17 protein-coding genes are annotated in these 14,429 nt (G+C 63.7%); 8 read left to right on the top strand and 9 right to left on the bottom strand.

Going from position 1 to position 14,429, the window contains the following annotated elements; genetic code table 11:
• Positions 1–45: 45 nt before the first annotated feature.
• Both KDB76_RS13470 and KDB76_RS13475 read right to left on the bottom strand, forming a co-directional pair.
• Positions 46–405, bottom strand: a complete 360-nt coding sequence (locus KDB76_RS13470; RefSeq protein WP_038409588.1) for an MmcQ/YjbR family DNA-binding protein — start codon at positions 403–405, stop codon at positions 46–48.
• Positions 398–1,300, bottom strand: a complete 903-nt coding sequence (locus KDB76_RS13475; protein ID WP_013972466.1) for a LysR substrate-binding domain-containing protein — start codon at positions 1,298–1,300, stop codon at positions 398–400. The genes KDB76_RS13470 and KDB76_RS13475 overlap by 8 nt, the downstream gene beginning before the upstream one ends.
• A 133-nt stretch (positions 1,301–1,433) precedes the next feature.
• Between KDB76_RS13475 and KDB76_RS13480 the strand changes: the two genes are divergently transcribed.
• Complete coding sequence (locus KDB76_RS13480; protein WP_003258995.1) at positions 1,434–2,045, top strand: FMN-dependent NADH-azoreductase; 612 nt, start codon at positions 1,434–1,436, stop codon at positions 2,043–2,045.
• 165 nt (positions 2,046–2,210) lie between these two features.
• On the opposite strand, the gene KDB76_RS13485 is transcribed toward KDB76_RS13480, so the two are convergent.
• From KDB76_RS13485 to KDB76_RS13495, 3 genes are all read right to left on the bottom strand, one after another.
• Positions 2,211–3,413 carry an NAD(P)/FAD-dependent oxidoreductase gene (locus KDB76_RS13485; RefSeq protein WP_038409590.1) on the bottom strand — a complete coding sequence of 401 codons (1,203 nt, stop codon included), beginning with the start codon at positions 3,411–3,413 and terminating at the stop codon, positions 2,211–2,213.
• A gap of 69 nt (positions 3,414–3,482) precedes the next feature.
• Entirely contained in the window at positions 3,483–4,082 is a 600-nt protein-coding gene (locus KDB76_RS13490) for a cupin domain-containing protein (protein WP_015270174.1), read from the bottom strand.
• A 39-nt stretch (positions 4,083–4,121) separates the two neighbouring features.
• Positions 4,122–6,074 (bottom strand): FAD-dependent oxidoreductase, encoded by a 1,953-nt coding sequence (locus KDB76_RS13495; RefSeq protein WP_013972469.1) that lies wholly within the window; start codon positions 6,072–6,074, stop codon positions 4,122–4,124.
• A gap of 176 nt (positions 6,075–6,250) precedes the next feature.
• On the opposite strand from KDB76_RS13495, the gene KDB76_RS13500 reads away from it, so the two are divergent.
• From KDB76_RS13500 to KDB76_RS13525, 6 genes are all read left to right on the top strand, one after another.
• Positions 6,251–7,294: an ABC transporter substrate-binding protein gene (locus KDB76_RS13500; RefSeq protein WP_038409592.1), complete on the top strand. Its 1,044-nt coding sequence runs from the start codon at positions 6,251–6,253 to the stop codon at positions 7,292–7,294.
• Positions 7,295–7,317: 23 nt separating this feature from the next.
• Positions 7,318–8,073 (top strand): class II aldolase/adducin family protein, encoded by a 756-nt coding sequence (locus KDB76_RS13505; protein ID WP_038410432.1) that lies wholly within the window; start codon positions 7,318–7,320, stop codon positions 8,071–8,073.
• A 146-nt stretch (positions 8,074–8,219) separates the two neighbouring features.
• Positions 8,220–9,104: an EamA family transporter gene (locus KDB76_RS13510; RefSeq protein ID WP_023663280.1), complete on the top strand. Its 885-nt coding sequence runs from the start codon at positions 8,220–8,222 to the stop codon at positions 9,102–9,104.
• 79 nt (positions 9,105–9,183) lie between these two features.
• A complete protein-coding gene (locus tag KDB76_RS13515) occupies positions 9,184–9,504 on the top strand; it encodes a YbjQ family protein (protein ID WP_038409594.1) in 321 nt (106 codons plus the stop codon).
• Positions 9,505–9,642: 138 nt separating this feature from the next.
• Positions 9,643–9,831 carry a hypothetical protein gene (locus tag KDB76_RS13520; protein WP_023663279.1) on the top strand — a complete coding sequence of 63 codons (189 nt, stop codon included), beginning with the start codon at positions 9,643–9,645 and terminating at the stop codon, positions 9,829–9,831.
• A gap of 140 nt (positions 9,832–9,971) precedes the next feature.
• On the top strand, positions 9,972–10,283 hold the full coding sequence (locus tag KDB76_RS13525; protein ID WP_023663278.1) for a hypothetical protein: 312 nt from the start codon (positions 9,972–9,974) through the stop codon (positions 10,281–10,283).
• Positions 10,284–10,329: 46 nt separating this feature from the next.
• Here KDB76_RS13525 and KDB76_RS13530 read toward each other — a convergent pair whose 3' ends face one another.
• Together KDB76_RS13530 and ampC are read right to left on the bottom strand one after the other, a co-directional pair.
• Positions 10,330–10,662, bottom strand: a complete 333-nt coding sequence (locus KDB76_RS13530; RefSeq protein ID WP_013972474.1) for a hypothetical protein — start codon at positions 10,660–10,662, stop codon at positions 10,330–10,332.
• Between the two features lie 301 nt (positions 10,663–10,963).
• A complete protein-coding gene (gene ampC, locus KDB76_RS13535; RefSeq protein WP_038409596.1) occupies positions 10,964–12,106 on the bottom strand; it encodes a class C beta-lactamase in 1,143 nt (380 codons plus the stop codon).
• 119 nt (positions 12,107–12,225) lie between these two features.
• Between ampC and KDB76_RS13540 the strand changes: the two genes are divergently transcribed.
• Positions 12,226–13,218 (top strand): bile acid:sodium symporter family protein, encoded by a 993-nt coding sequence (locus KDB76_RS13540; protein ID WP_023663275.1) that lies wholly within the window; start codon positions 12,226–12,228, stop codon positions 13,216–13,218.
• A 62-nt stretch (positions 13,219–13,280) separates the two neighbouring features.
• Here the strand turns inward: KDB76_RS13540 and KDB76_RS13545 are convergent, their stop codons facing one another.
• Positions 13,281–13,874, bottom strand: coding sequence for a DUF4157 domain-containing protein (locus KDB76_RS13545; RefSeq protein ID WP_024087033.1), 594 nt, complete (start codon positions 13,872–13,874; stop codon positions 13,281–13,283).
• Positions 13,861–14,424, bottom strand: a complete 564-nt coding sequence (locus tag KDB76_RS13550; protein ID WP_038409597.1) for a TetR/AcrR family transcriptional regulator — start codon at positions 14,422–14,424, stop codon at positions 13,861–13,863. Before KDB76_RS13550 ends, KDB76_RS13545 begins: the two co-directional genes overlap by 14 nt.
• Between the last annotated feature and the right edge of the window lie 5 nt (positions 14,425–14,429).

Genomic DNA, 14,429 nt, shown 5'->3' on the forward strand with positions numbered 1-14,429 from the left:
CCCTGTGGGAGCGGGTTTACCCGCGGAAGGGCCAGCACAGGGAATTCACAATAGCAATCCCACCTGCAACCGCTTCGGCAACCGCCGCACCACCAGCTGGTGCGAGCGTTGCAACAGATCACACAGTTCATCACGCCCCAGCGGGTAGGGTGATGCCATGCTGATCCACCGCGCCCGTGCCAGATACGGCGCAGGCCGCACCCCTGGGCGGTCGCAGTAGCCAAGAAACAGTTCGTCGGCCACTTTGAACGATAACCCCGCACCCGCCAGGTCGAGCACCGCGAACATCTTGTTGCCTGCCACGGAGAACACCCGGATGCCGCCCCATTTGTAGTCTCCCCGTGCACCCGGCAGGCTCAGGCAGAACGCTGCCACCTGGGCTTCGCTCATGTTTCGCTCAGACATACTTTTCTCCACAGGCCTCGAACGACGCCGCCAGGTGGTCGATCCATACCCGTACCGCAGGCAGCAAGCCGCGCCGGTGCGGGTACACCGCCTGCAGGTAGCCACCCGGCAGCGACCAGTCCGGCAGCAGGCGCACCAGTTCGCCGCGCGCCAGTTCTTCTTCACAGAACATGCTGGGCAGCGCGGTAAACCCGAGGCCTGCCCGTACAGCAGCATTACGTACTACGAAATCATCGATGGCAAGGCGCGGTTCCAGGGCGATTTCCTGCTGTTTTCCATGGGGGCCGAACAGGCGGAAGTGTACCAGCCGGTCCGCCTCGGCAGCGCCCAGCACCGGCAATGATGCCAGTTGGCCCGGTTCGCGGATGTGGTCGGCGAAACCGGGCGCTGCAACCAGTTGCATCTGCGCCTGGCGCAGGCGGCGGGTGACCAGGGCCGGGTCTTCATCGCCCAGGTCGCGTACGCGCAGGGCCACGTCGATACCTTCGGAAATGAGGTCTACCCGGCGGTTGAGCAGCACCATGTCCAGTTGCACCAGCGGGTACTGCGCAAGAAAGCGGCTGATCACATCCGGCAGAAAGGCGTGGGCCAATGCCACCGGGCACGACACCCGCAAGCGCCCACGCGGTTCGCTGCTCATGCTGGCCACGGCTTCGTCGGCGGCTTCGGCTTCCAGCAGCATGGCCTGGCAGTGATGCAGGTAGCGCTCGCCCACCGCGGTGAGCTTCAGTTGCCGTGTAGTGCGTTGCAGCAGGCGCGTGCCCAGGCGTTCTTCTAGCTCGGCGATACGCCGCGAAAGGCGCGATTTGGGGATGCCCAGCTGGCGGCCGGCTGCGGCGAAACCGCCGGCTTCGACTACTCGGGCGAAGTAGAAAAGGTCGTTGAGGTCTTGCATGGGAATGTCTCACTGTTCCACCAGCAGGACAAATTAACGCATTTTTGCTGCCTTATCAGCCATTGTTGATGTCGGTAGGATTCTCCCCATCGTGATCGCCCAATGTCGCGGTCTTCATTCACAGGAGAATCCCATGAAACTGTTGCACATCGATTCGAGCATCCTGGGCGACAATTCCGCCTCCCGCCAATTGAGCCGTGAAGTGGTCGAAGCCTGGAAAGCCGCCGACCCGAGCGTGGAAGTGGTGTACCGCGACCTGGCCGCTGACGCCATCGCCCACTTCTCCGCGGCTACCCTGGTAGCGGCTGGCACCCCGGAAGACATGCGCGACGCAGCCCAGGCCTTCGAAGCCAAGCTGAGCGCGGAAACCCTGGAAGAGTTCCTGGCTGCCGATGCCGTGGTGATTGGTGCGCCGATGTACAACTTCACCGTGCCGACCCAGCTCAAGGCCTGGATCGACCGCGTTGCCGTCGCCGGCAAGACTTTCCGCTACACCGAAGCCGGCCCGGAAGGCCTGTGCGGCAACAAGAAGGTAGTGCTGGTGTCCACCGCCGGTGGCCTGCACGCTGGCCAGCCGACTGGCGCCGGGCATGAGGACTTCCTCAAGGTATTCCTGGGCTTCATCGGCATCACCGACCTGGAAATCGTCCGCGCCCATGGCCTGGCTTATGGCCCTGAGCACCGCAGCCAGGCGATCGATGCTGCCCAGGCGCAGATTGCCAACGAGCTGTTTGCTGCTGCCTGATCCTGCTGTCTTGCGCAAGCTTCAAAGGCTTGCGCGAACTCTGTGGGAGCGGCCTTGTGTCGCGAAAGGGCCGCAAAGCGGCCCCAGAGATCTCGGTGTAAACGCTGACATCCTGGGGCCGCTACGCGGCCCTTTCGCGACACAAGGCCGCTCCCACAATCAACCTCAGGCCACTGGAATAGCCGGGTCAGCCGCTGCCAGCGCCGCAGCACGTTCGGCCGCCGGCGGATAGATCCACACTGTATTGATCTGCGCCTTCAACACCTTGGCTTCGGCCTTGTCCTCCGGTGGCGACACCGTGCGTTCCCACCCTTCGGTATACACCGCCCCCCAGGCCCCAAGGTCCAGGCAGGTCACGTACTTGGGCTGGCTGTAGGTCTTCGGTGCCACGCCAATCAGCTCGGCTGCCGCATTGTTGCCCGCATGACGCCCCAGCGGAATCGCATGCTGGCAGGACATCACCGCATGATTGCCAGCCTCGTCGCAGGCGGCGTAGGCCACATCACCCGCCGCGTACACGGCATCATTGCCTTTCACCTTGAGATTGCCATCGACATGCAAGCGGCCCTGACGGTCGCGCTCGCCACTGATCTGTTCGGTGAGCGGGTTGGCCTTGAAGCCCACGGTCCAGATCACCGTGCTGGCGTCGATGCGCTTGCCGTTGTCCAGCACCACGCCGGCAGAATCGACCGAGGCTACCGTGGCACCACAGATCCACTCCACGCCAAGGGCCTCGGAGGCCTGTTCGATGGCTGGGCGGATGCCGTCACCCAGGGCCGCACCAATCCTCGCGCCACGGTCGACCACCACCACGCGCAATGCCGCGTCCTCGCCGAGGATTTCGCGCAGGCGGGCCGGCAGTTCGGTGGCGGTCTCGATGCCGGTAAAACCTCCACCGGCCACCACCACGGTATTGCGCGCCGGTGTGTCGGGCAGGTTGGCCAGTGACTTCAGGTGGGTTTCCAGGCGCGCGGCGCTGTCGAGCTTGTCGACATCGAACACATGCTCGATGCCGACCATGTCGGGCCGGTTGAGCACGCTGCCGCAGGCCATGATCAGGCGGTCGTAGGGCAGGGTGCATTGGGTTCCGCTGCGGGTGCGATAGCCCACACGGCGGGCCGCTTCATCTATATGAAAGGCCGTGCCCTGCACGAAGCGGACGTTGGCGGCATCGAACAGCTCCTGCAACGGCGCGGCCATGGTATGTACGTCGGGTTCGTAGAAGCGCGGGCGCACATGCAGCTCGGCCTGGGGTGCAAGCAAGGTGACCTCGACATCCTTGCGGCCATGGAGGTCAAGCTGGCGGGCGGCGCTGAGCGCGCTCCACAGGCCGGCAAAGCCCGCGCCTATGATCAGGATCTGCTTCATGGTTGTGCTCCTCTAAAGTTCGGTTAACAAGGTAGACCCTGTTGCTGGATGTTGGGGAGCGAGCATGCTTCAGAATGTTGGCGGCGTGATCACCCAGATCACCACGGCATCGACTTCACCGGGGTTGCCGTAGCGGTGCGGTTCCTGGCTCGAGAAGCTGAAACTGTCCCCTTCACCCAGCTGGAAATGCCGCTCGCCCACCCACAGCTCGAAGCTGCCGCTGAGGATGTAGCCGGCCTCTTCACCGTCGTGGCTGTAGCTCTGTTGGCTGTAGCTGCCCGGAGGGAAGCGCGAATGCAGGATTTCCAGCTGACGGTTGGGCTGGGGCGTGAGCAGTTGATCGACGATACCGTCTTCGTAATGCACGCTCAGGCGGCTGTTGCGTCGTACCACATAGCCCTGGTCTTCGGGCGCAGTGATGGCTTCGCTGGCGAAGAACCACTGGATGGTCACCCCCAGGCTGCGGGCGATGTTGAACAGCGCCGGAATCGATGGATAGGAGAGGTTGCGCTCCAGCTGGCTGATGTAGCCGGCGGTCAGCTCACTGTGCGCGGCCAGCTCCGCCAGGGTCATGCCACGGCGCTTGCGCAGGCCGCGAATGCGGCTGCCGAGAAACTGCGGCGCGGCGCCCCCGGCTTCGCTGGCGGGGGGCTGGGGGAGTTGGCTCATGCATGTCGGTCCATCGTAAAAGCCGCAGTATGTACAGCCTCAGAGCGCCCAGGCAACCGTCAGGCCATCGTGAATCGCTTCTTCGGCGGTACGCGGCGCCAGGCAGTCGCCAATGCGGCGCACCTCGACCAGGCCGGCCAGCTCCGTTGCCAGGCGGTCTTCCGGTTGATGGCCCTGGCACAGTACCAGGGTGTCGATTCCTTCGAAGATCATCGGCTCGCCGCTGGCGGTGTGCTGCAGGTACACCGTGTTGTCGTCGCAGCCATACAGGCGGGCATACGGTGTGATGGGAATACCCAGGCGATGCAGCTCGCCGGCCAGTTGGTCGCGCACGTACAGCGGCAGGCTTTCGCCGCAATGGGTGCCATTGACCGCCAGCTGCACTTGGTGGCCGTCGCGTACCAGGCGTTCGGCGATGCCGGGGCCGATCCAGTCGCAGCGCCAGTCGATCACCAGTACCGAGCGGCCCGGTTTTGCTTCACTGCGCAGTATTTGCCAGGCATCCACCACCTGTAGATCACCGGTGCGCTCGAAGGCCGGCCAGTAGGGGGTGGCACCGGTGGCGGCGATCACCAGGTCGGGGCGTTCCCGTTCGACCAGTGCGCGGTCGACCCGGGTGTTGCGCACCACTTCCACGCCCGCCAGGGCCATTTCCCGTTGCAAGTTGGTGCTGGCGCCACCGAACTCGCTGCGCCGTGGCAGCAACTGGGCCAGCAGCACCTGGCCACCGAGCTGCGGGCCAGCCTCGTACAGCGTGACCTGATGCCCGCGCGCAGCGGCCACGGCGGCGGCTTTCATGCCTGCGGGCCCGCCACCGGCCACGAGGATGCGCTTGGGGCGGGTGGTGGGTGGCAGTTGCTCGTACTGCAACTCGCGGCCAGTCTCCGGTCGCTGGATGCAGGAAATGGGCAGGCCGCGGTGGAAATGGCCGATGCAGGCCTGGTTGCAGGCGATACAGGCACGTACGTCCTCGACCTGGCCATGCTCGGTCTTGTTGGGCATCTGCGGGTCGCATATAAGCGCGCGGGTCATGCCGCAGACGTCGGCCTGGCCACGGGCCAGGATCAGTTCGGCTTCCTGGGGCTGGTTGATACGCCCGGTGACGAACAGCGGGATGCCCAGGTGTTGTTTGAAGGTGCCGGCCTCACGGGCCAGGTAGGCCGGTTGAATGGCCATCGGCGGCACGATATGCACGGCGCCGCCGAGGGACGCCGACGTGCCGGCAACGATGTGCAGGTAGTCGAGCTGGCCTTGCAAGGCAACCGCTGCGGCCAGCGATTCGTCCTCGCTCAGCCCCTGGCTGTCGCGCTCGTCGGCACTGATGCGCAGGCCGATGATGAACTGCTCGTCGGTAGCCGCGCGGACGGCGGCCAGCACTTCGCGCAGGAACCGCAGGCGCTGCTCCAGCTCACCGTTGTAGCCATCCGAGCGCTGGTTTACCCGCGGGTTGAGGAACTGCGCAGGCAGGTAGCCATGGCTGGCCACCACTTCAACGCCATCCAGCCCGGCCTGGTGCAGGCGGCGGGCAGCGCTGGCATAGCCCTGGACGATCTCGTCGATCATCGCCTGGTCCAGCGCGCGCGGCATCACCCGGAAGCGTTCATTGGGTACCGCGGACGCCGAGTAGGCCACCGCCAGCAAGCCGTCCGCCGACTCCATGATCTCCCGCCCGGGGTGGAACAGTTGCGACAGCACCACGGTGCCATGCTCATGGCAGGCCTCGGCAAGCTGGCGGTAGCCGTCGATGCAGGCATCGTCGGTGGCCATCAGCACATGCGAGGTGTAGCGAGCACTGTCATGCACCCCGGCCACCTGCAGCACGATCAGGCCGACGCCACCGGCGGCGCGGGCGCGCTGGTAGGCGATGAGCTTGTCGTTGACCAGGTTGTCGGTAGGCAGGCAGGTGTCGTGTCCGGTGGACATGATGCGGTTCTTCAAGCGTTTGCCGCGGATCTGCAAGGCTTCGAACAGATGAGGGAAGGCGGTCTGCATACAGGCGGCTCCGGTGCGATGTTGTTCTTGTTTTTTTATAAAAGTGTAGCGCCAGTAAAAAATCAACTTGTTTTTTTACTGATCGGCGACTAGGTTTTTCTCACCCTCGTGGCGAGGGCGTGACCTCACAACAACAAGAAAACGGGCCCCTCGGGCACCGGCAGGAGGCAACTACGATGCAGGTATTCCCACGTGTAAGCAGCCTTTGCGCAGCGTTGCTGGCCATGGGCCTGGGCAGTGCGCAAGCGGCACCGCAGATGGTGGTGGTCGGCTATGGTGGTGCCGGCCAGAAAGCTCAGGACGAGGCGATCTTCAAACCGTTCAGTGCCCAGGATGGCAGCAAGCTGATCCAGAGCGAGTACAACGGCGAGATGGCACGGATCCAGGTAATGGCCGACACCGGCAATGTCGACTGGGATGTGGTGCAGATCGAAGGGCCTGACCTGATGCGTGGCTGCGACGAGGGCATCTACGAGCAGCTGGACTGGCAGCGCATGGGCCATGCGGATGAACTGATTGCCGATGCCGCACAGGCCTGCGGCTCGGCCGCGCTGGAATGGAGCGTGGCCATTGCCTATGACCGCAGCAAGCTGGCGCAGGCGCCTGCATCGTGGGCCGACTTCTGGGACGTGAACAAGTACCCGGGCAAGCGCGGCCTGCGCAAGCGTGCGGTGTACAACCTGGAGTTCGCCCTGATGGCAGATGGGGTGAAGGTCGAGGATGTGTACCAGGTTCTGGCCACCCCGGCAGGGGTCGAGCGTGCCTTTGCCAAGCTCAGCGAGCTCAAGCCGTATATCCAGTGGTGGGACGCCGGCGCCCAACCTGCCCAGTGGCTGGCGGCGGGAGATGTGGTGATGACCTCGACCTATAGCGGGCGCATCGCCGTGGCGGCCCAGCAGGGCAGCCCGCTGGCGGTGGTCTGGCCTGGCAGCCTTTATGGCATGGATTACTGGGCGATCATCAAAGGCTCGCGGCATGTCGACCAGGCCAAGCGGCTGATTGCCTACGCCAACCAGCCGGACACCCAGGTGCGTTATGTGCAGCAGATTCCCTATGGGCCGACCAACACCCAGGCGGCGGCGAAGCTAGACTCGTCCCTGGCCAGCTGGGTGCCTACTTCGCCGCAGAACCTGCAGGGGGCGTTGGCGATGAATGTGGAATTCTGGGTCGACCATGGCGAAGAGCTGGAACAGCGCTTCAATGCGTGGGCCAGCAAATAGCGTACTGCAAAGGTATAACGATGATGACCACAACGGAACAAAGCCTGCGCCAGGAGCTGGCCGCCTGCTATCGGCTGATCGCCCATTTCCGCATGAGCGACCTGATATTCACCCATATTTCCCTGCGCCTGCCGGGGCCGGAGCACCACTTCCTGATCAATCCGTACGGCTTGCTGTTCGATGAGATCACGGCCTCCAGCCTGGTGAAGATCGACCTGCAGGGCCGGCCGGTTGAAGCGGCGCCGCACCCGGTCAACCCGGCCGGTTTCGTCATCCACAGCGCCATCCATGCTGCCCGCGAGGATGCCCATTGTGTGTTGCACACCCACACCCGGGCAGGTTGTGCGGTGGCGGCGCTGGAATGTGGGCTGCTACCGCTCAACCAGATGTCCATGGAGTTTTATGGCAAGGTGGCATACCACGCCTATGAAGGGATTGCGCTGGACATGGATGAGCAGCGAAGGCTGGTAGCCGACTTGGGCGACAAGCCAGTGATGATTCTGCGCAACCATGGCCTGCTGACTACCGGGCGCAGCGTGGCCGAAGCATTCCTGCGCATGTACTACCTGGAAAAGGCCTGCGAGATCCAGTTGGCGGCGCAGAGTGCGGGGCAGGTGATTTTGCCGCCGGCCGAAGTGTGTCGGCATACCGAGCGGCAGTTCAATGATCCGGGACGGGGGTTGAAGCAGGGCGAGCTGGCGGATCCGGATGCGTTGCAGCTGGCATGGGCGGCATTGTTGCGGATGCTGGAAAAGGTTGCACCTGGATACCGGAGCTGACGCGCTCCACCAATCACCTCGGCAACCCTTGCACGATAACAGTCACTGTTGCGCACCTCTGGGCCGCAACTGTGCTGGTCCCTGTCAAAGGAATAGCCTTATGCTGTAACGAAATATGTCTAGAAAGCTTGAAGAAGGATGTCGCAATGCCACTCAAGGATCTGCTCATCGCCCTGGTGGTGATTGTCGCCTGGGGAGTCAACTTCGTGGTCATCAAGGTTGGCCTCGATGGCTTGCCGCCGATGTTGCTGGGGGCATTGCGCTTCTTGTTGGTGGCGTTCCCGGCGATCTTGCTGGTCAAGCGGCCGAAGTTGCCCTGGCGCTGGCTGATCGCCTACGGCGCGACCATTTCGTTGGGCCAGTTCGCTTTCCTGTTCCAGGCCATGTACAGCGGCATGCCGCCAGGGCTGGCCTCGCTGATCCTGCAATCGCAGGCGTTCTTCACCCTCGGCTTCGCCGCGTTGTTCCTCGGCGAGCGGCTGCGCCTGGCCAGCGTACTGGGGCTGCTGGTGGCCGCCAGCGGCCTGGCGCTTATCGGCAGCGAAGACGGCGGCCATGTACCGATGTTGGCGCTGGTACTGACCCTGTGTGCCGGCGCCATGTGGGGCATGGGCAACATCATCACCCGGCGCTTTGGCTCGGTTGACCTGGTGGCGCTGGTTATCTGGGGCGGGCTGATCCCGCCACTGCCGTTCCTTGCGTTGTCCTGGTGGCTGGAGGGGCCGGAGCGCATCGGCCACGCCATTGCCAATATCAGCTGGAGTTCGGTATTGGCCCTGGCTTACCTGGCGTTTGTCGCCACCATGCTCGGCTACAGCCTGTGGAGCAAGTTGCTGTCGCGCCACCCGGCCGGCAAGGTGGCGCCGTTCTCGCTGCTGGTGCCTGTGATAGGCCTGAGTTCGTCGGCGTTGTTGCTGGGCGAGCGTCTGACCGCGACCCAGGGCTGGGGCGCATTGCTGGTGATGGCCGGGTTGCTGGTGAACGTGTTTGGCGCAAGGCTTGGGCGCCGTTTAAGGGCTGTCAGCGCGTAGCCGCTCCCACAAATGCGCGTTGCAAACAGGGTGCTCTGTTAGAATCGGCCTCTTTTGCCAGGCCAATGGAGCGCACCCCATGATCATTTCCACCACCAGCCAGCTCGAAGGCCGCCCGATTGCCGAATACCTGGGTGTGGTCAGCTCCGAATCGGTGCAGGGCATCAATTTCGTGCGCGATTTCTTTGCACGTTTTCGCGACTTCTTCGGCGGGCGTTCGCAAACCCTGGAAAGCGCACTGCGCGAAGCCCGCGAGCAGGCCACCGAAGAACTGAAGGCGCGGGCACGCCAGTTGCGAGCCGATGCGGTAGTGGGAGTGGATTTCGAGATCAGCATGCCGTCGGTACAGGGCGGCATGGTCGTTGTATTTGCTACTGGTACAGCGGTGCGCCTGAAGTAGAGCGTCTGCCGCTGGTCGGGTCCAAGGCTTCGGTCTGGGCGGTCCGCAAATGACCAGCTAGTCTCACTTTCACAGGTCGCGTTTGGTAGAGCAACTGTTCTGGTTGCCGACGCGTCCGCCACTGGAGGGAGACAGGGCATGAGCGAATCCTTTTTCGAAGACCTGAACGACGCGTTCCCGATCAACAGCCAGGTGCGTTGCGGCCAAGCGGCATTTCGCCTGGGCTTCGCCCACATGACGCTGGATGATTCCGAACAGCTCCAGCCTGCACATCTGCAGCGCAGCAAAAAAGGCCGCTTCATGCCGCGGGTTCCGCTCAGGAAGTGATCCCGCTCCAGCACAACCCCGCCGAATGGCGGGGTTTTTATTGCCATTTCTTGATCCGCCTCATGGCATTGCCGGGTTGCGCTCGCAGGATGGCCAAGGCTGTGGTTTTCTTGCGCGGCATTCCAGCAACGGAGGATTGAATGCTCATGCGAGTCAGGGAAGAGACCTATTGGCAATGGGCCGACGCACAGCTGCACAGCCGCTGCCACGACGAAGCACTCAGTGACGGCACCACGCTCGACGTGCAGGTGCGCCTGTCGCGCCTGGGGGCGACCCAACTGTTTTTGGGGTTGTACGCCGGTGATGGGCGAGCGTTGCTGGAGGAGTATTACCCCGCACGCCCAGGGGAGACCATGACCCGCGCCCTGGTGTGGGGTGTAGACCGCGCCCGGGCGATGGCAACCGGCGCCTTGCCGCTGCCGGAACCCCGCAGCCAGCGGCGCCAGGCATGAAAAAGCCCGGCCTGTGCGGGCCGGGCTCTGGTAAAGGTGGGAACCCTCAGTTGAGCGGTTCGATCACCTTGACTGACTGCTGCTCACGGGCAGCGGGCCATTCTTGTTGCAGGGTCTGCAGAACGCGGCCGACGAACTCGGTGTCGGCGGCGGCCTTCTTGCCGACGTAGCCTTGGCCACGGCGGTAGACCTTGAAGCGGGCACGCATGCTGGGCAGGTGCTCTTCGAATTCATCTTCGACGGTGTTCGGTGGCAGGCGGTCGAGGCGCACTTCACCGGTCTGGCTTACCCACAGCAGATGGTCGTCAAGGCTGTCCTTGCGTACGGCGAACAGCTGGGCCAATTGGTCGATAGTCGGATTGTTGTTCAAGTTCATCATAAAGCCCCCATTACCCATTCGTAGGTGATTTTTCACAGTTGGCGCTACTACGGTGTAGCGCACTACCAAGGCTGCTACAGCAGCATCGCAACAGGGGCTTTCTCACGCTGCCTTTTGGACAGTTTCCCTCTCCACGGACGGCCTGCGTTACCGCGCAGGCCGTCTGGAACACCCTTGCCACCGCTCCCGATCAGGGAGACGGCTTCATCATGCCCAAGGGCGATGAACGGCGTCAACCATTTTGTAGTGAATATTTTTCCTCACTACATTGTGTCGTTTTGTTCGACAATCGCTGCCCGCACTACAGCCCGGAGAGAATGTCGAAGGCTGCGCGCACCCGGGCTTCGTTCGGGTAGTTTCGGTTGGCCAGCAACACCACGGCCAGTTGTTCGGCGGGCACGAACGCGGCGTAGGCGCCGAATCCATTGGTCGAGCCGGTCTTGTTGTACCAGGCTGCCGGCAGCGGCGGCAGGGCTGGTTGCAGGCGTGTGGTTGCCTGCGGTTCACGGATAAGCTGCGGGCCGTTGCCATCGACCAGTGTGGCCAGCGTGACCGGGTAGGGGTAACGCTCCCAGCCCAGGCCCTGGGTCATGGCGCCGACCTGGAAGTAGCCCCGCTGAGTGATGGCGGTGGCTTGTGCCAGCGCCGGTGGCAGCCCCTCCGGCTGCATGTGCAGGCGCACATAGCGCAGCAGGTCGCTGGCGCTGGTCTTGATGCCGTAGGCTTCGTCGGCGTAAGGGCCGGGGCCGACACGCACCGGCTTGTCGGCACTGTCGTAACCTTGGGCATACAACCCCTGGGCGCTGGCCGGGACCTGCAGATAGGTGTTTCGCAGGCCCATCTGTTTCAGCAGGCCCTCGCTCATCAGCGTGGAAAACGGCTGATGCTGCGCGCGGGCGGCCAGGTCACCGAACAAGCCCAGGCTGGGGTTCGAGTAGCAGCGCTGGGTGCCGGGTTTGGCGCGGGGCTGCCAGTGACGGAAGAAATCGACCACCTGCTGCGGCGTCTGCACCGCATCCGGGAACTGCAACGGTAGGCAGTCGGCACTATAGGCGCCCAGCTCCAGCACGCTTGCGTCGCCGATGGGGGCCCCGGCAAGGGCCGGGTGATAGCGCTTGGCCGGGGCATCGAGGTCCAGCTTGCCTTCGGCACTGGCCAATGCGGCCAGGGTGGCGGTGTAGGTCTTGCTCAGCGAACCGATCTCGAACAGCGTGTCGCGGCTGACCGGCACATTGTCGGCCTTGCTGGCCACGCCATAGCTGAAGTAGTGCGCGTGGTTGCGAGCATAGATGGCCACGGCCATGCCGGTGATGCCTTGCTCCTGCATCAGCGGGCGGATGATCTGGTCGACCTTGGCCTGCAACTGGTCGTCGGCCTGGGCGGCACTGTAGCCCAGGTTGAGAGTGATGGCGGCTGCAAGTGCAGCCAGGCGGGAGAGGGGCATGAGCGGGTCCTGTGCTGGAGCGTGTCCGTTGAGCGACACCGGTGGGGGTTCCGGCGTTAGCGGCGAAAAGCCGAAGACCTTATCGTCTGCCCTTGCACAATGACAAGACGGAAACTGTGATGAAGTATTTGCGCATGTTATTCGACAATTTCACCCTGGCCTTGCTCGGGGTGGTGCTGATTGCCACCGTGCTGCCTTGCTCGGGCGACGGCGCAGTGTATTTTGGTTGGCTGACCAACCTGGCCATCGGCCTGCTGTTCTTCCTGCACGGCGCCAAGCTGTCGCGCGAGGCGATCATTGCCGGAGCGGGGCACTGGCGCCTGCACTTGCTGGTGTTCTCCTGCACCTTCGTGCTGTTCCCGCTGCTGGGCCTGGCGTTCAAGCCACTGTTCGTGCCGCTGGTGGGCAACGAACTTTACCTGGGCGTGCTCTACCTGTGTGCCTTGCCGGCTACCGTGCAGTCGGCCATCGCCTTCACTTCGCTGGCGCGTGGTAACGTGCCGGCGGCCATTTGCAGTGCGGCGGCATCCAGCCTGCTGGGTATCTTCCTCACGCCGTTGCTGGTAATGATGTTGCTGGGGGCCAGCGGTGATACTGGTTCTGGTCTGGATGCGGTGCTGAAGATCACCCTGCAGCTGCTGGTGCCGTTCGTGGCCGGGCAGGTCGCCCGGCGCTGGATCGGTGCCTGGGTCAAGCGCAATGCGCGCTGGCTCAAGGTGGTGGACCAGGGTTCGATCCTGCTGGTGGTCTACACCGCGTTCAGCGAGGCGGTGGTCACCGGGCTGTGGCACACGGTATCGCCGCAGCACCTGGCCGGGTTGTTTGCCGTGTGCGGAATCTTGTTGGCGGTGGTGTTGTACGGTACCCGGCTGCTCGGCAAGCTGGCGGGCTTTGACCTGGAGGACCGCATTACCATCCTGTTCGCCGGTTCGAAGAAGAGCCTGGCCACCGGGGTGCCAATGGCGCAGGTGCTGTTCGTCGGCAGTGGCATTGGCGCGATGATCCTGCCGCTGATGCTGTTCCACCAGATTCAGCTGATGGTCTGTGCGGTGCTGGCGCAGCGTTATGCCAGCCGTGAGCAGGTGGCTGAAGAAGCTTCGGCGGCGTCCTGACACCTGGTTTGGCCACTGATGCGGTCGCCGCTCCTACACGGCGACCGCGCAATGACCAGAAATTATCTGGCCTGCCCTGAACCACGCTCGCGCAGCGCCTTGCCTACCTCGGCCTCGATCTTGTAGGCCGGCGCTTCCAGGTCGTCGTAGTTGCGCGTGTAGCGCCGGGCGAACTCTTCCACACCCAGCTGCTGATACTGCTGCACATGCTTGAGCTCATGTGCCCACAACGCCACGTTGTCCTCGGCATCGGCGGGGCGGCGGAAAATGATCGTGTCGATCAGCGTCACGGCGTTCACATCGGGGTTCTGCAGCAGCGCATTGGCCGCGCTCATTTGCTGTTCGTCACCCACCCGGAAGCGCGCCGCGTCGAGCACGGCAAAGTCGTACCAAGGTTCGAGTTGCGCACGGATATGCAACGGGATCGGCTCGACGCCGCTGGCGGTGGCTTCGTCGCGGGCCTGCTGCAAGGCGTAGGTCAGACTGGACGAAGCCAGTACTTCCACGTCCTTGAAAATCTGCCCGGCCTGGCCGGGGTCGATGGGCGCACAGAAACATCCCATCAGGCACACCTGGTATTGCCCTGGCGGGCAGGCCTGTTCGGCGAGTGCAGGCAAGCTCATCAGTAGCCCCAGCAGTAGACTAATCCGCTTCATGCAGGGCCTTCTCGACAAAGTGGCGGCTGGCGTCCAGTACCTGCGACTGCACGCTTTCCGTGGCCAGCATGCGCCCGACCAGCAAGGCACCGACGCACTGGCTGATCAGCACCCAGGCCAATTCGCTGTCTTCCAGGGTCGCGCTCCAGGCCTGGTGCAGCTCCAACAGCCAATGCTCGGCCACTGCACGCACCGGTGCTTCGGCCCGGGCAATCTCCACCCCCAATGGCGGCAGCGGGCAGCCACCCTCGGCATTGTGCAGGTGGGCCAGGCTTAGGTACTGCTGCAGGCAACGGCCCAGGCGTTCGCGACTGGCGCCCTGGTTGGCCAGGCGCGCCAGTGGGCTGTTGCACAATTCCTGCCGCACTACCTCGGTGAACAGGTCGTCCTTGGACGGGAAGTGGTTGTAGAAGGCTCCGCCGGTCAGGCCGATCGCCTTCATCAGCCCGGCTACGCCGGTGCTGGAAAAGCCCCCGCGTTTGGCCAGCGCGCCGCTGCTGGCCAGCAGCCGCTCGCGGGTTTGCTGTTTGTGTTCGTTGGTGTAACGCATTCAGT

It is taken from the genome of Pseudomonas sp. JS425 (genome assembly GCF_018223845.1).
Lineage (GTDB): Bacteria > Pseudomonadota > Gammaproteobacteria > Pseudomonadales > Pseudomonadaceae > Aquipseudomonas > Aquipseudomonas asiatica.